The sequence below is a fragment of the Nitrospira sp. Ecomares 2.1 genome, from assembly GCF_965152585.1.
Map to the genome: position 1 here is coordinate 1,836,224 of NZ_OZ224219.1, position 20,178 is coordinate 1,856,401.

Consider the following 20,178-nt stretch of genomic DNA (forward strand, 5'->3'; position numbering starts at 1 on the left):
ATGTCTAAGATTTCACGCAAACAATATGCCGACCTGTATGGTCCAACTACGGGCGACAAAATCCGATTGGGCAATACGGATCTTTACGTCGAGATCGAAAAAGATCTGCGTGTGTATGGCGATGAGTTGGTCACCGGGGGCGGGAAGACTCTCCGTGATGGAATGGGGTCGGACAATCAAATAACCCAGGCTGCCGGCTGTCTCGACCTCGTCATCACCAACGTGACCATTCTGGATCCGATTTTGGGCGTGATTAAGGCAGACGTCGGTGTCCGCAATGGGCGGATCGTCGGTGTCGGGAAGGCCGGTAATCCTTCGACGATGGACGGGGTCACTCCGGGACTGACCACGGGGACCTCGACGGACGCGATTACCGGAGAGCATCTCATCCTGACCGCAGCAGGTATGGACACGCACATTCATTTTATTTGCCCGCAACAGATCTGGCACGGGCTTTCGAATGGCATCACGACCCTCTGGGGCGGCGGCATTGGTCCGACCGACGGGACTAATGGCGTGACGACGACGAATGGTCCGTGGAATATGGAGATGATGCTCCGCTCAGTTGAGGGATTGCCGGTGAACGTGGGCTTTTATGGCAAGGGAAATTGTACCGGCAAGGCCCCGCTGGTTGAGCAGTTAGAAGCCGGTGCGACTGGTTTCAAAATTCATGAAGACTACGGCACGACCCCTGCCGCCATCCGGTCTGCCCTGTCGGTGGCCGAGGAATACGACGTCAGCGTGGCCGTGCATACGGACACGCTCAATGAGGGGGGATTTGTCGAGGACTCCATCGCAGCCTTCGACGGGCGAACGATCCACACATATCACTCTGAGGGGGCCGGAGGCGGTCATGCGCCTGACCTCTTGAAGGTCGTCGGCCAGCCGAACGTGCTGCCGAGCTCGACCAATCCGACGTTGCCCTGCGGTGTAAACTCGGTGGCAGAACTCTTCGACATGATCATGGTTTGCCACAACTTGAATCCAAAGATCCCCTCGGACGTGGCCTTTGCCGAGAGCCGGGTGCGTGGCGAGACGATCGTGGCCGAGAGCGTGTTGCATGACATGGGGGCAATCTCGATGATCGGCAGCGACTCGCAGGCCATGGGCCGAATTGGAGAGAATTTCCTGCGGGCCTTCCAAACGGCTGATGCCATGAAGCAGGCACGCGGCAAGCTTCCCGAGGACGCTCCAGGCAACGACAACTTCCGGGTGTTGCGTTACCTGTCAAAGGTGACGTCGGCTCCCTGCATCGCGGCGGGGATCTTCCATCAGTTGGGATCGATCGAGCCTGGCAAACTGGCCGATCTGGTTCTCTGGGAACCCGCCTTCTTCGGGGCAAAACCCAAGTTGGTGCTCAAGGGTGGCTTTGTGGTGTGGGCCAACATGGGGGATCCGAATGCCTCGCTGCCGACCCCGCAGCCGATGATGTACCGCCCCATGTTCGGGGCCCTGGGCTCGACACTGCAGAGTACCTGCATGACGTTTGTGTCTCAGGTTGCTCACGACAGGAACGTCAAGGAGAAGTACGGGTTGGGCCGTATGGTCGAGCCGGTCAGACAGACCAGGGTTTTGACCAAGAAACACATGGTCCGCAATGATTATTTGCCAAAGATCGAGGTCAACCCGCAGACGTTTGCCGTAATGGTTGACGGGGTACATGCCACCGTCACGCCGCCGAAAAATATTGCACTCAACCAGTTGTACTTCTTCAGTTGATTCGTATCAATGACTCCTGCGTCCGGCACCAGTCGGTTTCATCTGACTGGTATCCGGGCTCCAGGAACTTCCAAGAAGGTTCATCGGCGCGCGAGCAAGAATTAGCGATTGGGGAAAAACAATGATTATGGTTGAATCGGTATTAGGCAACGTCAAGGATGCGGGCTGGAAAGCCAAACTCGATGGTGCGCATGTTGACGTGTTGGACCTCGACCAATGGCAGGCGCAGAAAACCCGGTTCCGCCTGAAGTCGGAGGGGGGAGTCGAGTTGGCTGTATCGCTGGAGCGGAATACTCACCTGCATGATGGAGACATTCTGATCTGGGATGACACCACCCGTGAGGCCATCATTGCCCGCATTCAACTTCAGGATGTGATGGTGATCCGGTTGGATGGGTTGCTCTCGAAGACACAGGATTTCCTCGCTCACATTTGCCTCGAACTCGGACATGCGCTGGGCAATCAACATTGGCCAGCGGTGGTCAAGGGCACAACGGTCTACGTCCCCCTGACCGTGGACCGCCAAGTGATGGCTTCCGTGATGAAGACCCACGCGTTCGAGGAGATCACCTACGAATTTTCGCCGGGCGCCTCGGTCATTCCTTATCTGGCGCCACACGAGTCCCGGCGGCTGTTCGGTGGAGCCAATTCAACACCCCATTCTCATGTACATGAACATTCGCCTACCCTGAATCACCATGACGATCATTCCCATCCACATACGTAGACGACGAACGACGACCACACGCCACCATTCGATTGGAAAACGATCATGCTGACCATCTCCGAGCTGATGCGTGTTCTGCAGTTCGGCGATTCGGTGTTGCCGGTCGGGTCATTTACGTTCTCCAATGGATTGGAGTCGGCCGTGGAGCATGGGGTGGTGCATGACCTCGCCTCGCTACGACAGTTTGTGCGAATCGCCGTCGAACAGGCAGCGACCTCGGATGGCATCGCGGTGCTTGCCGCCTTCCGCGCAGCCCGTGCGGGCGACAATGCCCGGATCGACGAGGCGGACCATGCGGTCTTTAATCGCAAACTGAACGAGGAGATACGAACGATGACCGTGCGTATGGGCCGCAAGCTGGTGGAGATGGCTGATCGTGTGGTGGGGCCTACGGTTGCCAGTGCGTGGCTGTGCCGGATTACGGCTCATGAGACGCCAGGGTGTTATCCGATTGGCCAGGCGCTGGTTTTTGCCTCGCTTGGGCTTTCGGAGCAAGACGCCTTCGCGGTGCACCAGTATGGTCTGGCCAGTATGATGCTTGCTGCATCGCTGCGCCTCATGAAGTTGCATTACCTGGATGCCCAGGCTGTCCTCTTTGAGATTAACTCCGAGGCCGAGGTCGCCTACCAACGTATTGCCGCTTGCTCACTTGAGGACATGGCAACCTTCGTGCCGGTGATCGACATTCTGGCATCTTCGCATGTGCAGGCAAAGGTACGCATGTTTATGAATTGATGAGTAAGGAGAACACGCATGAAGACCATCACACGGATAGGAATCGGTGGCCCTGTCGGATCAGGCAAAACGGCCATTGTCGAGGCGATCACGCCGAAACTGATGGACATGGGAGGGCGAATTCTGATTATCACCAATGACATCGTGACCACCGAAGATGCCAAGCACGTCCAACGCACGCTGAAGGGTATCCTGTTAGAGGATCGTATCCTGGGCGTCGAAACCGGATCATGTCCGCATACGGCCGTTCGCGAAGATCCGAGCATGAACATTGCTGCCGTCGAGGATATGGAAGCACGGTTCCCTGAAACCGATGTTGTTCTGATCGAGAGTGGTGGTGACAATCTGACCCTGACTTTCAGCCCTGCCTTGGTCGATTATTTTATCTATGTGATTGACGTAGCCGCCGGGGACAAAATTCCACGCAAAAATGGACCGGGGATCACGAAGTCAGACATCCTGGTGATCAACAAAACGGACCTGGCCCCATACGTTGGAGCAAGCCTCGAAGTCATGGACCATGATTCCCGCCTGATGCGGGGAGACCGGCCATTTGTTTTTACCAACTGCAAAACCGGGGAGGGGATCGACCGCTTGGTCGACCTGATCAAGGACAATGCATTGTTCGACCTGAATCTCGTAGAACCGAAGGTATGAGGGTGTTAGCCCAGGAACTCGCTCCGTATCAGGACGAGCCGAAGCAATTACCAAGTGGCGCCTTGGGCAAGAATGCGCTCCTGCGTCTGCGCTTCGAGGCCCGACGTGATCGCTCGATCCTGGCATTCTCGGAGCGACGGGCTCCGCTCCTGGTGCAGAAGGCCCTTTACTGTGATGAGGGTATGCCCGATCTGCCGGTGGTGTTCATCATCACCAACTCCGGGGGTATCCTCCAGGGGGATCGCTACACGATGGAGTTTGCGGCCGGACCCGGTGCCTGCGGACACATCACGTCCCAGGCGGCCACCAAGATTCATGAAATGGACGCGAATTACGCGGGGCAGACGCAGGAGATCACATTGGAGGAAGGCGCTTACCTGGAATATCTTCCTGATATGGTTATCCCGTTTCGACATTCTCGCTTTCATACCCGCACCCGGATCAGGATTGCCTCAACTGCCACTCTGCTTTACTCGGAAATTTTGATGGGAGGACGTCAGTTTTATGGTGATGGAGAATTATTCCAGTTTGACTTGTTCTCCTCCACCGTTGCGGGAGAGCGATTGGACGGGACGAAGCTGTTCGTTGAGAAATTCCTGATTGAGCCGGGTCGCTCGGCACCCTCTCGATTGGGCGTCATGGGAGATTTCACCGTTTTTGGAAACGTTATTTTGCTGACTCCTCGCGAGCATGCGGAGGCGATCCAGGGACGGGTGGCCGCATCCTGGAACCGCGAGGAGGGGTGGGCTGCCGGTGTGAGCCGGTTACCCAATGATGCTGGATTGATCTACAAGGTGATCGGTAGGGAGTCGAGTACCGTCCGCGCGAAGGTACGAGAGTTCTGGTCATTGGTGCGGCCCGAGGTCACCGGCTTTGCCGTTCCTCCGAAATTTCCTTGGCATTGAAATGGTCTCTGCGACCTCTCCTGGCTGAGAGAATGTTTTGACGCATGCGTGGATCAGGCCTTATGTCGGCTTCTCTTGGAGGAGAAATCGGTTTGCTTGCGCGTTGAACGGATTTTGGGGAATTGGTATCTTTCCGGTGTGGCTGAATATGCCATCTGTGAGTGTACTCCGAAATGGAGCATCCGCCTGCGGACTTAACTATTTGAGGATCCCGGAGGCTCGGTGACCCGTTTGAGTGTGGCAGCTCCCCTCCAAATCGAAAATCTGTTTCGGAGCCAGATCAAACACTTCAGTGCTACCTGTAGCCCGGACCATTGGGAACCCACACCCATGCTATTGCAGCCCCTTTTTTCCCTGAAGTCACGCCTGGGGTTTCGTTGCAATAGATCCAATCAGGATGGCTTACCAATCGGGGATCGATCGGCCAATTATCAGGAGACTGGCGTTTGAACTCATCAGACTCTTTTAGCCCGTCATGACATGCTTTTTTTGAGGAGTAAATGGGTCTTCCTCTTTTCTATCCGGTTTTCCTTTCAACAGGTTTTTGGAATCAGGGAATGTTGAAAAATGGGATCATACAGAATACATAGTTGTGGCCTTACGATACGATCATGTTTAATCAGGCGCTTCTTTTTCCCGAACTCCCGTATCACCGTGCTTTTCTGTATTGCCGGGTTTCGGCCCGGCCGCTGAGCCACTTTTGTTTCGGCAAAAGTAGCCAAAACCAGTGACGCCCCACCCGACCTCATGAAATGAGATGGACGCAAGTTACGAGAGGGCGAGCCAACTCGCTGCGCTCAAACAAGGCTCGCCGGATGGTCGGAGCATCCATCCAGATGGCCGGGCGGCAGGCGTCGGACCCTGGAAGCGATGATTCAAGGTCCAAGATGAAAGAGCTAGAACCATACATTCGGTATGATCCGAAAAATGCGGTCGTCCCTTCGCCGGAGCTTCGGGAGGCAGGCCAGCGGCTTTCCCTGCCTTCGCTGGGCCTCTTTGGCCGAAGTCGCTATGAAAGTTGAAAGCGGCCTCGCGTTTACGCGCTGAAGCAGGCTTCGATGCGCAAGCGTGCAGGCAGGTCGTCCCTAGACCGTGCTCACGTGCTCCTCCGTATGCTCCGCTCGTCCAGGCGGCTGCGGTAATCCTTCGGCCCGGCTCAGGACAAGTTTTGAACACTCCGCTATTTTTCTCTGGTAAGCCTCGGTGAGTCAGAAGCGAATAAATAGGAAAAATTTTTTACAATATTCAACAGTCCCAATCAAAAAAAAGCCCCATACCAAAGGCATGGGGCTCTGGATTTTTGCGACCCTTGGATGTGTAAGCCAAATACCTAAACGGCTAAGGCGCCTAAGACCCAAAAAGCCGCAAGCACTCCCAAGAATGACGCGAGCATTTCACACAGAAAAGACATGGCATCCTTCCTTTGAATTCGTCTGGTTTAACCGTCTATGGCCTTTCAGATACAAAATCCTGCGTTCTTTCACTTTAGATGGAGAAGAAGTATTTGGAAAGAAGCAGAATCGGCGTTCCAGGCAATCCTGGAATGATAAACAAGACTGCACCCACGATTAACGAAAACCAACCCATAAAGTTATAAAATTTCTTTTTCACGTTCACTCCTCCTTTTTTGGGGTGATGCCGTTCCCGCACGCAATCCGATCCACCGAGAAAATAATTCAAATAATTTTTCTTCTCAAGAATAGCACACTTTCCAACTCATTGGTGAATCCCACTCCTGGGGCTCCTTTGAATGGTTCTGAATGCTCTGCAGCCTATTGCCATGATTCTATGTAAACCCCCTCATTCTTGAGGGGGCATCGCCAACCGACATTGAATATCATCATGAAATATTTAAAAAATGAAATAGAATATCGATCAGCAAGGTCACCACGAATGAAGGGTAGGGGAAACTTGAGATTGAAGAACCTGGAAATGGGTACGGTAAAGGTCTGAAACCTGACTGGCATGGCCAATAGTGTTTGGTACTCACACCGAATTGATGGATTGTTAGAGGTCCTTTTTTGTCAGTTTGCCTTCCCTGAACTGGATGGTCTTTTCAATGGCCTCGGTAAACGATTCCCCATAGGCGAATATTCGGTAACCAAGATAGCCGGCGACCATCGCTCCCGCTATTTCTCCGACCCCAAAGGTCATGGCCGCAGCCAGTCCTACCCCTCCGGTTAAGGTCCCACCGACATTGGGGTGTTCGTGAAAGAGTTCCCAAATCCCACCGGTGAGGTAGGTAATTCCTCCCTCCAGCCCTCCTAAAGCCTCCTTGCCACTTGAGGCGAGTGAGTCAGCTAATGATTCCGGGTCTGCTGTCCTGGCTGCGCGTTTTGGCATATAGACATCCTTATAAATGAAAGAATTCTTGGTTCAAAGCTACAAGTAAATTCTAACGGAAACATGGAGGGTTGTAAAATTCTGCGAAGAATCCAAACCTGAAAATCACTGGTTTCGATCTATAGGAATGGAATAGTATTATGATGACGATGAATGTGTTAATTCCGCCTGAGCCTCACTGACTAGGTCGGAATAGGTGGCTTCCACAATCAACCCTCCCTTGACGATTCCTTTTATGACAGGACGAACACTTTGCTGAAGACCGGAAATAATATAGGGTGAAAAGTACCCCACCGCAGCCGTAGCCACGAATCCAATTGCACCCCAGACCAAACCCGCCACACCTGTCTCCATGGCATCCTCCTCCTTTTTGAAATTCTGTATTAGGTGTCTTTCTTTATTCCAGTTTGGAACAATCTAATCTTTAACGGTTGTTTTCTTTTCCTGATTGACTTCAGATTTGGCCTCAGCGACAAGATCTTGAAATTGTTCCCCGGACTCAGAAACATATTCTGATACCGCTGAATAGGCTGCAATTCCCCCTTTCATGGCTTCCTTGGCCATGGACCGCACCCCCGAAGTAACTGTCGAAATAAGTGATGGGGCTGCTACCGCTGCAATCGCACCAACGACTATACCACCAATGATTGGTAACATGAATTCTTACTCCCTTCTTGAATGAATTTGCGTTGTATCCTGAAGGCTGAACCCGGCCAAGCTGACAAAAACCAGGTACATTCCTCAGGTCTGAATCCCTTGCCTTACGCGGAAAGCTCTATGAGTTCTTTCTCGGAAACCGGCTGACGTTCTTCTGCTGTCTCATTTTCCCAACTGTCGCTTTTTATAACCTGTGATTCCAGAACCCGTATGGTCCGTGGCGGTTCGGCAGGCTTCCCCATAATAGGTCGAAGGCCATTCAAGGTGGCAATGATGGCTGAACCATTACTGAGTAGGGTGGCACCGATGGGTCCGAGAATTCCAATACAGGCCAATCCCAGTGCAACGGTATTGGGGATAGAAATTATTTTCCAGTTCTGATGGATCAAGCTGATGGCTTCGCGGCTAATATCAATGGCTGCGGGAATTTTCCACAGGCCTCCATGTAACAAGGTCACATGGGCCGTATCCTGAGCCACCTGGGTTCCCCCCTCCACGGCAATTCCGACATCGGCAAAGGCAAGGGCCGGTGAGTCGTTAATTCCATCTCCTACGACCGCCACCTTGTATCCCTGTCGCTGAAGGTCCTTCACCACATCCGCTTTATGGCCGGGGAAGACTTCGGCAATGTAGCGGTCAATCCCTAAATCCATGGCCACCCGTTTCGCGACTTTTTCATGATCCCCTGTGAGCATGACGATTTCTTTAATTCCGCGTTCCTTGAGAGCGTGAATTACCTCAGCGGCCTCTGGCCTGATAGGGTCGGTGTAGGACAACAAGCCTGCCAGTTTCCCGTCCACGGCTACACAGAGGGGAGAAACGGCACGGTCTTCCAATTCACTGATTTGCTTTTTGATCTTTTTCGAAAGAGGAATGCGTTGTCCGGTCATATACCGGTGATTCCCAACCAGCACGATTCGACCGTCCACTATCGATTCAACACCCAGTCCCAGTGTGTAGTCCGAGGTGGTTCGCTCCGAGATGATCAGCCCGCGTTCCTGCGCTGCCCTGACAATCGCCTGGGCCACAGGATGTGTCAATCGATTCTCCGCAGCCGCGGCCAGACTCAGGACTTCATCTGCTGAGAATGAGCCAAGTGGGCAAATGTCCACCACGTCGGGGTGTCCCATGGTGAGGGTGCCCGTTTTATCAAAGACCACGGCATCAACCTCAGCCAGATTTTCCATATGGCGCCCGCCTTTAATCAAAATGCCATGGCGGATCGCCTTGGTCATGGAACACAGGACTGTCGTGGGAGCCGCGATTCTGATTCCCGTTCCATAGTCCACAATCAACACCGCGGCTGCGCCGGGAATACCTCCGCCAATCACGGCTCCGACCGCACCTAGACCAAAACTATAGGGGACCAGGTCATTGGCCCATTTCACGGCATAGTTTTGAATTTTGGTCTCTCTGGCGGGAGCGCCCTCCACCAACCGCACAATTCGAGCGGCCTCTGTTTCATCGCCGATTTGCTCAGCCTGAATGTACAGTTCCCCTTCACGGAGGACTGTAGCGGCATAGACCGGATCGCCGGTATTTTTTTCGACCGGCATGGATTCGCCGGTTAAGGTCGCCTGATCCACCAGGGCTTTACCCGATTGGACAGTCCCGTCTATGGAAATCCGTTCCCCGGGAAAGACCACCACGGTTTCTCCGCGTTGAATCTCGCTGACAGGAATCTGAATTGTTTGACCGTCCCGAATGACCCAAGCCCGGGTCTTCTGGTAGGCCAGAACTTCTTCGATCGCCTTTTTGGACTGTAACACCGTCAGGTCACGAATATAGTCCGCCACATTGATTAAAAAGACCATACCGGTCGCCATGGGAAAGGCGCCTTGTATCGACATCAGAGCGGTCGCAGAGGCATCGAGAACATCCACATTGAGTTTCCCCTCAACCGCGACGGAATGGTAGGCCCGTTTGAGCATCGGCAGTGCGGCAGCCAGGAGGAAGGCGGGAACAGCGATAGCAGCTAGGGGTTCAACGAACAGAGCGATGGCAATTCCGGTGCTTGAATACCACAGTTCCGGGCCAGATTCCTCATCGACGGCATTCTCTTCCTGTTCTTGCATGACCTGTTTGGGCTGGTAAGCCTCAATCTCTTCATGCCGAAAGCCCCGGAGAAAGTGACATAACTTTTCTCCATTCCACGTGATCGAGTCAAAGGTCACCGTGACGCTCGAGCAGCTGGAGTTAACACTGACTTCCTGAATGCCTTCCTGGTCCTGTAAAAAGATAGGGAGGGCATCGGCAAGCTGGGCACGAATCTGCAAGGCAGGGACACGAAGACGCACTCGCTCTGGAAGTGAGTGGACGACCTCAATGGAGGCCAGGATGTTGGGCATTGTGGCAGGTAATGTCACAGGTTTTCTGTTGGAAGCTGGCTCCACGCCATTCCCGTTCCTCTCGTCATGCTCTGCTTCCCCTAATGCTGTGTTGAAATTGTCGATGCAAATATCCTTGGGTGAAACTCCAAGGGTTTTCGCGATCATGCGAAAGAACTTCGGATTGGTAGCCTGATATTGGTCATAGTGAAGAATGAGGTGCCCTGTCGCTGGATTTTTCGAAACTTCATCCACCCCGTCCAGTCTGGACAGTTTGAGATCGATCCCCTCTCCGGAGTCAATGTGTTGTTCAAATCCCGACAATTTTAATCGAAGACGGCCGGGGAGAGCATGGACGATGGAAGCCGAGGGGGTGCTCATTATGATAAATCCTTTGCAGAAGAGATGAGAAATAAAAGGGAAACCAATTGAAATCCGGACGCAATTTTTCAGTCGCTTTTCATCTCGTGGGATGAATCAACCGGGTTGGTATACCCACTATTGTTAGATCTAGGATTTGCCTCGTGTTTTCTTTAAAGGCTTCTTTGGTAAAGCCTTTTTGGATGCTTTTGCCTTGTCTGTTCGCGCTGTTTTTGAGGATGTCGTGTGCTTTTCTGAGCGGGAACTTTTCCTGACGGTGTTTTTACATTGGAGAGAGGTAAGCCTAAGAAGGACGCAACAGAAGAATGGAGGCCTAGGACTTCTACAATATTTTGATCGTATTCAATGAGGAGGCTGCTTGTTTGGGTATTCGCCGCCACATGTTTCATTCCCGACATTTCAAGAAGGTCGCGTTGAATTTCAGCAGCATTCGCAATGTTGTTTTTCAGCCGGTGAAGCTTAAGACGCACCCGACCGGGCAGGGCATGAACAATCTGAGCATCACTCTCCTGATTCATCTCTTTTCATCCTTGGCCTTTTGTCCCTTTTGTCGGTTGGCATCAGCTTTTCCCCGGGCCATACTTCGCTTTCCCGGTTTTACTTCCCCTGGCTTTTTTATTCGTTCCTCCCTGGGTACTGTCAGGGGAGGGTGTTTTGAGAGTTTCCGAGCGTGCCTCTTCCAAAAGTTCATTGAATTGTTTCGTCACCATTGAAGTCTTCTCGGAGACTGTGTCGAAAGCCACAAGGCCGGCTTTGACAAGCTCTTTGACTAATGGGCGAAATGCACCGGAAATTCCGGTGGAACCGTCCTCGGATTGCGGGTTGTCCGTTGAGGCAGAATCTTCTTTATCTGGCTGAGACATGGTCTAACCTATTTCTGCTTCATTTTGAGGATTTGGCTTTTGCTGGTTTAGCAATTTCTGCTTTTGCTTCAGCGACAATGTCATTGAATTGTTCCCCGGTCTCAGCAACCATTTCCGAAACGGCGGCATAGGCCACAATGCCTCCCTTTAAAACTTCCTTAATTAAAGGACGAAATACTCCACCGAAACCGGACAGAAGGGACGGGGCTGCTACTCCTACCACTGCTCCAACAACCGCACCGCCAATTACAGCTTCCATTTGTCAAACCCTCCTTCAAGAAATGGTTATTCACACCTTTTCCACGCAGCGATTACTTCTAAATTAAAATCAAATTTTTTGCAAGGGATTTTTCATGAAATAGGTGAGGTTTTCAGGGAATTACACATTCCATATTCCAAATTCGTCACTAAGGTATTAGCACTTAGGTGTTTGCCTGGCGCATTCACTCTACTCCAAAACAATGGTATGTCGATTTCCGTCGCGAACCCAGTAGGTCTCTCCAGGCCAGATATACTCCATGCCCTGGGGCCCATGAATTTGGATGCCCGTGAGAACTGCATAGTCATTCTGCACGGGATCAACGGTTAATTGGATCATTCTTTCAAGTTCCTCAAGAATGACAGCATACGCGGTTTTCGTCAGACTCAGGAGGTCCGGAATGTCACCGTAGGTGAGTTTGCGAAAGAGATGTTGCTTCAGCAGGCTTTGTTCGATGTCATCAAGATCGATTCCCAAAGAGACGCACCGATTGGCCAGTTCAGCTTGGAATCCGTGCAATGCCCCGCAGGCATGGGACGGTTGCAAACGCCCGGGACGATCATGGCGACCAATTTCGCCTTGTGTATCCACGCCGATGTGCGGCAGGGCAAAATACACATAGCGTTCACGCCCATCTTCATTCGGCGCATGGTGTTGCGCGGCTAAAAATCCGGTCTTTCCCAGAAAGAGCATGCCGCCAAGACTGGAAAAAATAAAGGCTTCTCCCCAGGTTTTTTTCACGTCCTCGACGAAGGGCAATGTCAGCTCATCCCGGCACAGGCTGACGAAGGCAATGGTGTTTTCAGCCCGGAAGCCTTCAGCCTGCAAGAGATCATAAGAGCGTTTGACAAAATCCCCTTGTGGTATCGCCTTCGGAAAGTGTGTGGAGAGGACTGTGTTAAAGCTTGCCATGGATTTGCCTGGCTACATCGGGAGAAAGAAAAATCCAATGCCCAAAATTACATAAACCCCCAATAACATCACGCCTTCCATCCAGTGGGATTCGCCATCTTTGGTGAGGTTCCCGTTGACGAGAATCGCGATGACAATGGCCGCAATTTCAAATGGCACGAAAAGCAAATCCAAGGGTTTAGGGCCGAGAAGGTAACTGACGAAAACGAGCATCGGCGCCACAAACATCACCACCTGAATACTCGCCCCGACGGCAATGCCCATGACCAGATCCATTTGATTATTCCTGGCGAACCGCACCGAGTTCATTAGCTCTGCCGCATTCCCGAATACGGCCAGAAAAATCACACCGGCAAAGATGGGGGTAAGGCCGATGCCTGCGGCGGCGGGTTCAATCGCTCCGGTTAATATTTCGCTCATGAAGGCAATGCCCACTGTCACGGCGGCCAACATTCCAATGGCTTTGTTTTTACTCCATACCTCTTCTTTTTCTTCCTCTTTTTGTGGTGCGCTCCCTTCGATCGGTTCTTCGGCTTCCGTGCGAAATAAATGCTGATGAGTTTTCAGGGTAAATACCAGGCTTAGGAGGTAGGCGATGAAGAGCACAACGGCGATTTCGGTACTGAGTTCTGTTTCCTGTTTGGAAGTGAAATGAAACAGAGCAGGGACGATGAGTCCGACACCTGCGAGGGTTAAGAGTCCCGAACTCATCCCGGCCGCCGTCGCATTGAATTTTTGTTGTTTATGGCGAAGACCCCCGAGGAGTATCGCAAGCCCCATGCCGAGCAACAGGTTTCCCAAAATGGATCCCGTGATTGAGGCTTTGACCACATCGTACAGCCCCGCTTTCAAGGCAAAGATCGAAATAATCAATTCCGGGGCATTTCCCATTGTGGCAGCGAGTAATCCTCCCAGGGTGGCCCCGATGTAGACCGACAGGTTTTCCGTCGATCGCCCCATCAACCCGGCTAAGGGCACAATGGCGAGGCCCGAGACGATGAAGACGAGAATGGGGTTGGCTTCATACCAGTCCAGTCCTATTGCAATGGGGATGAAGACCAGGAGTAAATTAAGTCCCATCGTTGCCCTCTATATTGAAGTGGTTAAGGGAACCCGAAATTTCGGCAGTGTACTTAATACCTACCACACTATTCATTACCTGTCTGTATAAAAGTATTTTCGCGAGCGAGAATTGAAACCTCCTTGAGGGCGGGATGTAATGGACCTCCAACTCACAAAGAGAAAAGGAATCCGAAATAGAGTATGGCGCTTCCGCTCAACAGCCATGGCCGCCAATGTCCAAGCCATTTCAAATGGACATAACATACGCCCATAGCCAGGAGCGACAATATCATTGGCGTCAGAGCTTGAGAGTCCAGGTTCCAGTCGGTCCCCACCAGTCCTATGGCCACAGGAATGGTCCCCTGAAACACCATGGCCCCGGTGATAATACTAATCGCGAGGGTATCTTTTCGGTGTTGGAGCCAGAGCACACTATTGGCTAATTCCGGCAACTCCGTGGCCAGTGGGGCAATTAATAAGGTGAGAAGAAGTGGTGAGACCGCTAAGGTCGATGCGAGATTCTCCGCCACGTACACGAAGATTTGAGAGCCTAAAATCAAGGTTGTGACGCCAACCATTCCTTGTAAAAGAATGATACCGTAAGAAGGGAGTGTGGTCTTTCGTGCAAAAATCAGGGGAACGGGATTGAAATCTCCACCGGACTGACCGGAAAGCTTTTTTACGACATAGTAAACATACAGACCAATTAAAAATACTGCGCCAATCAGGTGCAGCCAGCGATAAGGGAGAAAGGCGCAACCAATTCCCAAACTAAATGCCAGGAGGAAACAACGCAAATCGGTTCGTACCGCTAGGACATTCAGCTTAAAGGTTGGTGGACGTCTGCCGTATCGAGAGAACACCAAAAGCAGGATCGCCAGGATTGGCAAAATCAGCGTACTCTGGGTGAAGGGAGCACCAAGAATCGCGCCCATTCCCACATTTGTTTTGGGAGCACCCGCAGTTAAAAAGAATGCACTAACAGGAATGGCCGTTTCCGGTAGAGTCGTACCCAACGCCGCATAAATGCTACCCACGGCACCTTCTGAAGTGCTGGTCCGTTTCCCCAGCCACTCAACAGCATTGGTAAAAACGGAACAACCCCAAAGGATGATCAATACCGCGCATAGGAAACCACCCACATAAAAAATAATGTTCATGATTCAACGCGGAAACGATATTCGGATTATGTGTAAGGGGAGAAAACGGTAGGAGTAAAGGTCCGTCCGCGACTATAAATAATTCAATTTTTCAATGACAAAAAAGGGATGATAGATAACAAAAGTGCGTGGGGAGTGGCAAGTGTTTCCAGGACAAAAAAATTTCCATGAATTTTTATGCCTGAAAATCTGAGGCATGAACTCCCAGACAGCATCTCATGAAAGGGGATCATGTTGAGTGTCGAAAATGGAAGACCTTTTACTGTTCTTTCGGGTAAATCGTGATCTCTCTTCTTCGTCATTCCCGACAACCTTTGGTATCTAGGCTTTCCTTTGGATGGGTACCCGCCTGAAACCGCGGGTATGACGGCAACAGGATGAATACCTGCCAATGACTACAGGGCAAGCTCCATCTCCGGAGATATGAGCCAGGGTGTTCTGTCAGTGCTGGTGAAATCTCAATTGTTTCCGACGGTGTCTGACAACTGCATGTGTTTCTTACTCTGGGATCAATGAAGTAGGAAAGTCCGAGCGTTGCACAACCTTATCGACCTGAAGGCACCCTGCACCTAAGACGAACAACGCTAGTTTTTCCGACTCTTCGCAAGGTTCCGCCCAACTTCGACTCGGTCGGTATGCCGGTATCTTCTATGCTTCAGGTATTACACAATTCGATTCACCGCGCAGCATGCACAACCGATAGCGAGAAGCGGCCGCCCAATAGATGTAAGCTTTCTCCACATCATTCCATTCGTTGGTCATTCCGCTGAGATCTTTGGTCCCCCCGCGCCGGTCGACGGCCATCGCCAGAATCTTTCCGGTCTGGGCGTCAGTAATCTTGACCTCCATACCGGCCGTTCCCACAAAGCCCGGCTTGCCGCCCACGACCAGGCCTTTGACGCCGGTCAGGATTCTGGTTTGAGGAATAATCGACGTCACCACATCCGCCCCCGGACTTGAAGCCTCCGCTTCGGTAATGGCAAAGGTTGCACGCATGACGCCAGGTCCGGGTAGGCCCACAATGGCATAGTCTTTGGTCAAGGCCTCATGGAGGTGGCTATAGGCAAAATCGGTCAGCATTTGAAGATTCTCGGGAGAGACATCTTTCGTTTCTTTGTCTTTCCAGACCTCCACGGAATCAAGAATTATCCTGTCGTAGGAACGCCAGTCTGCATCTGGGTTGATGTAGCGAAGCAGGGCCTCGTGGTCACCCTTCCCTTCTGTGAGCATGGATTGTTCACTCGCACTCAGAAAACCGGTTTTGACTACGTCTCGTCGTTGTTGCGTGGCCGCGCATCCCTGTAAAAGGAAAAGAAAGATGACCAACATCAGGGTTGTGCGATGAATATTCATCTTCATGAAAGTATTTCTCCTTTATGTGTAAGGAAAATTAGTACGTTGTACAGTTAAGAAGAACACTACCTTAGCAATTTCAGGGAAACATCCCAAATAAGTACATTCAGAGAACGTAGGGTTCATGTCGTTCAATGTACGTCGCTACCAAGCCTCTGAATGGCCAACGTGTTAATCCGGGAGTCTCGGTCAATAATTACAGCGGACGCAAAAGAAATGTTGGCAGTAAAGAAAGTCCTCTTGGGTCTATGGCATGTGGCAACGGACCGAATATTTGAGCTATGCTGGCGCCATGTATTTCGCCATGTAGCTATGGGGATATTGGGTTGGACCAGAACGACAGCCCGGGTTAGCCTGCCCGTGAAATCTGCCCTCGCATGTCTGTCCTGTCGCGCGTCGACGCGCACGGGGGAAGCGTGGTGCAGGCACGAGAACGGATCTTTTGCTTGGTGAGTTGTCAGGAGGGAGGAAACGCATGACCAGAGGTTGGGCTACACCCTATCCCTATCCGGTGAGAGATACTCGGGGATGGACATGGTGCGGGGAGACATGGTTTCTCACGATGGTGATGATCGTCGCGGGGGTCTTGAGTCTGAATCCAGCGGTGGCTGCAACAGGGGAGGAGAGCTTGAAGAAGCAGAATTCCACGGTGCTGCGTCTGAGTTTGGATGATGCGATTGCCTTGTTTCTCCGTCAAAATCTGGATCTTCTTCAAACCAAATATGGCATTGATACCGCCAAGGCCAAACGAATTACCGCCGGCCTCTTCCCGAATCCCGAACTCTCCATCAATACCCTCAGCGCGTACACCCAGGATTGTAACCTGAGTAAATGCGGAGGAATTATGCCCGTGATCAGTCAACTGTTTCTGGTGGCGGGTAAACGCGGATTCCGTGTTGAAAGTGCGGAGTTCGGGACGCAATCAGCCGAAGCCGGATTCGAAGATACGCTTAGACAACTCAGTTTTGCCGTGAAGGATGCCTATTATCGGGTTCAAGTGGGGCATCGCCTTCTGGAGGATGATGAACAGAGGTCCAGCCGGATCAACCGTGCTATCGAGAAACTAGGTGGTACATTGGCAAAGACACAAAATCCGGAGGATTTAATCCGCCTTCAAATTCGAGCGGTTAAAACACATGCTAATATTATCCGGGATATTCAACAGATTGATTCGGACCGATCCGATCTCCTCCTGCTCTTGGCCCTCTCACCGGAAACGGAATTAGAACTGACGACGGATCTGACGTTCGAGCCGATCGCCCCCGATATTGTGGCTCTGAAGAAGCGCGTCGAGGATGCCAGACCGGATCTTCGCGCCAAGCGTCTGCTCTTGGCCAAGCGGCGTTCAGAATCGAAGCTGGCGATAGCCAACCAGTACCCGGATGTAACGGTGGACCTCGGGTACAATGTCCAGGGACCTCAAGGACCTGACAACCAGCAACAATGGACCATCAATTTGGGCATGCCTATTCCCGTGTTCGACAGAAATCAGGGAGGCATCAAGGAAGCAGCCGCCACAGTGCATATTGCAGAAGCCGACCTGCGCAAGACCGTGAATGAAGTTCATCACCAAATAAACACGGTCTATCGGCATTTAGGCCAAAGCCGTCTGCTGGTCGAGACCTACCGCGCGGGTGCCTTCGAGGCCAGCGAAGCCTTGTTCAATAGGGTGGAGCAGGACTTCCATTCGGGAAAGACGACGATTCTGCATTTGCTCGATGCCTTTCAGGCAAAAATTGATATTGATAAGGCATACATCAACGCACTCTATGAATATCAACGCGATATTCTGCTTCTTGAGAGTGCGGCTGCTCAGCCAGTCAGCTAAAGATCCCGGCCTATGATGTGTTCCCAATCTTCCTTTTGTCCTTTTTCACGCGTTCGCGACCCCGCAAAACCAGTGCCGGTGATTCGGTTCTTCCTGAAGGCATGCATCATCATGGGCTTTCTTGGCTGGCTGGGGTTGGGAAGCGTTGGCAGCGTCATGGCGGGAAAACAGGAAGACAGGCCTGCAGAACAGAAGCCCGCAGTCCAGCCTCTGAGTCTGGATGATGCGATTGTCTTGTTTCTCCGTCAAAATCTGGATCTTCTTCAAACCAAATATGGCATTGATACCGCCAAGGCCAAACGAATTACCGCCGGCCTCTTTCCGAACCCGGAATTTTCTATCAATACCCTGAGTTCCTACACCCAAAATTGCGAACTCTCTGATTGTGGAGCGATTAGCTCCGTCCTGAGCCAACAGTTTGTCGTGGCGGGCAAACGCGGGTTCCGTATTGAAAGTGCGGAGTTCGGCATGCAATCAGCCGAAGCCGGATTTGAGGACTCGCTTCGACAGCTCAGTTTCGCCCTGAAGGATGCGTATTACCGTGTTCAGGTCGCACGTCGTCATTTGGCTTTCGATCAAGAGACTCGTGATCTCCTCTCTCGTGTGGTGGAAAAAATGACGGATGAGTTACAAGGGATGGGCAACTACAAAGACCTTACCCGGCTCAAACTTCAAATGGTGGATGCACAATATGAGTTAATCCGTGATGTTCAGCGAATTGATTCCGACACCGCCGACCTCCTCTTGCTCTTATCCCTCTCCCCCGAAACTAAATTGGACCTCACAACGGACCTCACGTTCCAGTCGATCGCCCCTGATATGAATGCATTGAAAACACGGGTTGAAGAGACACGACCGGACGTTCGAGCCAAGCGTCTTTTGTACGCGAAGCGTCGCGCCGAATTGAAGCTTGCTTTCGCCATTCAATACCCGGATGTGACGGTGAACCTCGGGTTCATGGTCCAGGGATCCAGGGGACCTGACAACCAACAGCAATGGACCTTCAACGTGGGTATGCCCCTTCCCGTGTTCGACCGGAATCAGGGCGGCATACAGGAAGCTGCCACCGTCGTTCAAATCGCCGAGGCCGATTTGCAGCAGACGCTCAATGAGGCGCATGCTCAAGTTGACTTGGCACATCGTCATCTGGTCCAAAGTCGTCGGTTAGTGGAAGCCTACCGGGCCAGGGCGTTGAATGCCGCTCAGTCCCTGTTCGATACCGTGAAGAAATCTTACGAAGCCGGGAATAGCGAAATTCTGTCCTTTCTTGATGCCCATCAGATGAGAAACGATATTCAAGAGGCATACCTTGATGCTCTCTACCAGTATCAACGTGATATCCTTCTCCTCGAAAGTGCGGCCGGACAAACCATTAGCTGAGTAGGATGGAGTGACCAATCCCAGTTCTCCTTGACTTTTTAGCCGGCTTTGCTGAAACTCGTCCATGTCTTTTTTATGTTCCACTGACCGTTTCCTGATCCAATAACAGGGGCATTCCCTTTCTCAAGCTATGGGTCGCATCATTGCCATCACCAATCAAAAGGGCGGAAGCGGGAAGACGACAACCGCCGTAAATCTTGCCGCGACACTTGGCGAACTCAAGCGTCGAGTTCTGCTGGTGGACCTCGATCCCCAGGCCTCAGCCTCCAACTGGTATGGGATTTCCGAAGAGGGAAAGGGGCTCTTCGAGGCCTTTACGGAATCCAAAAATCTCAAGGATCTCATTCAATCGACCTGTGTGCCTCGGGTTGACATGATCCCCTCTTCATCCTGGCTGGTGGGGGTCGATAAGGCGTTGGCCGGGGAAGTCGGGGCAGAGATGATTCTCAATCGTCATCTCGCTGATCTGTCTGATCAATGGGATTATATTCTTCTTGATTGTTCTCCCACGCTTGGCATTGTGACCATCAATGCGTTGGTAGCCGCCAAAGAAATTCTCATTCCCGTAGAGACACATGTGATGGCCTTGCGTGGATTGGCTCATCTGCTTCAAACGGTGGAGACGATTCGTGTCAGGTTAAACTCGGCTTTAGCCATTTCCGGGATTCTAGCCTGCCGGGTCGATGCTCGCACGCGGCATGCATTAGAAGTGGTGGCCCAACTCCGTGAGCGTTTTAAAAAGCAAGTGTTTAAAGTGGTCGTCAGAGAAAGTATTCGGTTGGCGGAATGTCCATCATTCGGGAAACCCGTGACATTGTATGATCCACAGGGGAATGGCGCAAAAGACTATCGGGCTTTGGCAAAAGAGGTAATCAGGCAGGAACGGGTGTGACTGATTGGGAAGTATTCA

Annotated in this window: 20 protein-coding genes; 8 read left to right on the plus strand and 12 right to left on the minus strand. The window is 51.9% G+C overall.

Features of this window, described 5'->3' with window-relative positions; all coding sequences use genetic code 11:
- The 5 genes from ACWHYD_RS07950 to ACWHYD_RS07970 all read left to right on the plus strand — a co-directional run bounded on the left by ACWHYD_RS07950 (window position 1) and on the right by ACWHYD_RS07970 (window position 4,743).
- A complete protein-coding gene (locus tag ACWHYD_RS07950; protein WP_447965366.1) occupies window positions 1-1,719 on the plus strand; it encodes an urease subunit alpha in 1,719 nt (572 codons plus the stop codon).
- 121 nt (window positions 1,720-1,840) lie between these two features.
- Window positions 1,841-2,446, plus strand: a complete 606-nt coding sequence (gene ureE / locus ACWHYD_RS07955) for an urease accessory protein UreE (RefSeq protein ID WP_447965367.1) — start codon at window positions 1,841-1,843, stop codon at window positions 2,444-2,446.
- Window positions 2,447-2,491: 45 nt separating this feature from the next.
- Window positions 2,492-3,181 (plus strand): urease accessory protein UreF, encoded by a 690-nt coding sequence (locus tag ACWHYD_RS07960; protein WP_447965368.1) that lies wholly within the window; start codon window positions 2,492-2,494, stop codon window positions 3,179-3,181.
- An 18-nt stretch (window positions 3,182-3,199) separates the two neighbouring features.
- Complete coding sequence (gene ureG / locus ACWHYD_RS07965) at window positions 3,200-3,838, plus strand: urease accessory protein UreG (protein WP_447965369.1); 639 nt, start codon at window positions 3,200-3,202, stop codon at window positions 3,836-3,838.
- Window positions 3,835-4,743 carry an urease accessory protein UreD gene (locus tag ACWHYD_RS07970; protein WP_447965370.1) on the plus strand — a complete coding sequence of 303 codons (909 nt, stop codon included), beginning with the start codon at window positions 3,835-3,837 and terminating at the stop codon, window positions 4,741-4,743. The genes ureG and ACWHYD_RS07970 overlap by 4 nt, the downstream gene beginning before the upstream one ends.
- Before the next feature lie 1,485 nt (window positions 4,744-6,228).
- Here the strand turns inward: ACWHYD_RS07970 and ACWHYD_RS07975 are convergent.
- From ACWHYD_RS07975 to ACWHYD_RS08030, 12 genes are all read right to left on the minus strand, one after another.
- Complete coding sequence (locus ACWHYD_RS07975; RefSeq protein ID WP_447965371.1) at window positions 6,229-6,423, minus strand: hypothetical protein; 195 nt, start codon at window positions 6,421-6,423, stop codon at window positions 6,229-6,231.
- A 327-nt stretch (window positions 6,424-6,750) separates the two neighbouring features.
- Window positions 6,751-7,086: a hypothetical protein gene (locus ACWHYD_RS07980; protein WP_447965372.1), complete on the minus strand. Its 336-nt coding sequence runs from the start codon at window positions 7,084-7,086 to the stop codon at window positions 6,751-6,753.
- Between the two features lie 138 nt (window positions 7,087-7,224).
- Complete coding sequence (locus tag ACWHYD_RS07985) at window positions 7,225-7,440, minus strand: hypothetical protein (protein WP_447965373.1); 216 nt, start codon at window positions 7,438-7,440, stop codon at window positions 7,225-7,227.
- 63 nt (window positions 7,441-7,503) lie between these two features.
- A complete protein-coding gene (locus ACWHYD_RS07990; RefSeq protein ID WP_447965374.1) occupies window positions 7,504-7,743 on the minus strand; it encodes a DUF5132 domain-containing protein in 240 nt (79 codons plus the stop codon).
- A gap of 104 nt (window positions 7,744-7,847) precedes the next feature.
- Window positions 7,848-10,451, minus strand: a complete 2,604-nt coding sequence (locus tag ACWHYD_RS07995) for a heavy metal translocating P-type ATPase (protein ID WP_447965375.1) — start codon at window positions 10,449-10,451, stop codon at window positions 7,848-7,850.
- 152 nt (window positions 10,452-10,603) lie between these two features.
- Complete coding sequence (locus tag ACWHYD_RS08000; RefSeq protein ID WP_447965376.1) at window positions 10,604-10,969, minus strand: HMA2 domain-containing protein; 366 nt, start codon at window positions 10,967-10,969, stop codon at window positions 10,604-10,606.
- Window positions 10,970-11,011: 42 nt separating this feature from the next.
- The gene (locus ACWHYD_RS08005; RefSeq protein ID WP_447965377.1) at window positions 11,012-11,314 is read right to left on the minus strand and encodes a hypothetical protein; all 303 of its coding nucleotides are present in this window, start codon (window positions 11,312-11,314) and stop codon (window positions 11,012-11,014) included.
- 19 nt (window positions 11,315-11,333) lie between these two features.
- On the minus strand, window positions 11,334-11,573 hold the full coding sequence (locus ACWHYD_RS08010; protein ID WP_447965378.1) for a DUF5132 domain-containing protein: 240 nt from the start codon (window positions 11,571-11,573) through the stop codon (window positions 11,334-11,336).
- Between the two features lie 189 nt (window positions 11,574-11,762).
- Window positions 11,763-12,485 (minus strand): hypothetical protein, encoded by a 723-nt coding sequence (locus ACWHYD_RS08015; protein WP_447965379.1) that lies wholly within the window; start codon window positions 12,483-12,485, stop codon window positions 11,763-11,765.
- A 12-nt stretch (window positions 12,486-12,497) separates the two neighbouring features.
- Window positions 12,498-13,565 (minus strand): calcium/proton exchanger, encoded by a 1,068-nt coding sequence (gene cax, locus ACWHYD_RS08020; protein WP_447965380.1) that lies wholly within the window; start codon window positions 13,563-13,565, stop codon window positions 12,498-12,500.
- Window positions 13,566-13,717: 152 nt separating this feature from the next.
- Complete coding sequence (locus ACWHYD_RS08025; RefSeq protein WP_447965381.1) at window positions 13,718-14,707, minus strand: sodium:calcium antiporter; 990 nt, start codon at window positions 14,705-14,707, stop codon at window positions 13,718-13,720.
- 648 nt (window positions 14,708-15,355) lie between these two features.
- A complete protein-coding gene (locus tag ACWHYD_RS08030) occupies window positions 15,356-16,066 on the minus strand; it encodes a DUF3313 domain-containing protein (protein ID WP_447965382.1) in 711 nt (236 codons plus the stop codon).
- A 469-nt stretch (window positions 16,067-16,535) separates the two neighbouring features.
- Between ACWHYD_RS08030 and ACWHYD_RS08035 the strand changes: the two genes are divergently transcribed.
- The 3 genes from ACWHYD_RS08035 (at window position 16,536) to ACWHYD_RS08045 (ending at window position 20,160) form a co-directional block, all read left to right on the plus strand.
- A complete protein-coding gene (locus ACWHYD_RS08035; protein WP_447965383.1) occupies window positions 16,536-17,888 on the plus strand; it encodes a TolC family protein in 1,353 nt (450 codons plus the stop codon).
- 111 nt (window positions 17,889-17,999) lie between these two features.
- On the plus strand, window positions 18,000-19,268 hold the full coding sequence (locus ACWHYD_RS08040) for a TolC family protein (protein WP_447965384.1): 1,269 nt from the start codon (window positions 18,000-18,002) through the stop codon (window positions 19,266-19,268).
- Window positions 19,269-19,398: 130 nt separating this feature from the next.
- Window positions 19,399-20,160 carry a ParA family protein gene (locus ACWHYD_RS08045; RefSeq protein WP_447965385.1) on the plus strand — a complete coding sequence of 254 codons (762 nt, stop codon included), beginning with the start codon at window positions 19,399-19,401 and terminating at the stop codon, window positions 20,158-20,160.
- The last annotated feature ends 18 nt before the right edge of the window (window positions 20,161-20,178 follow it).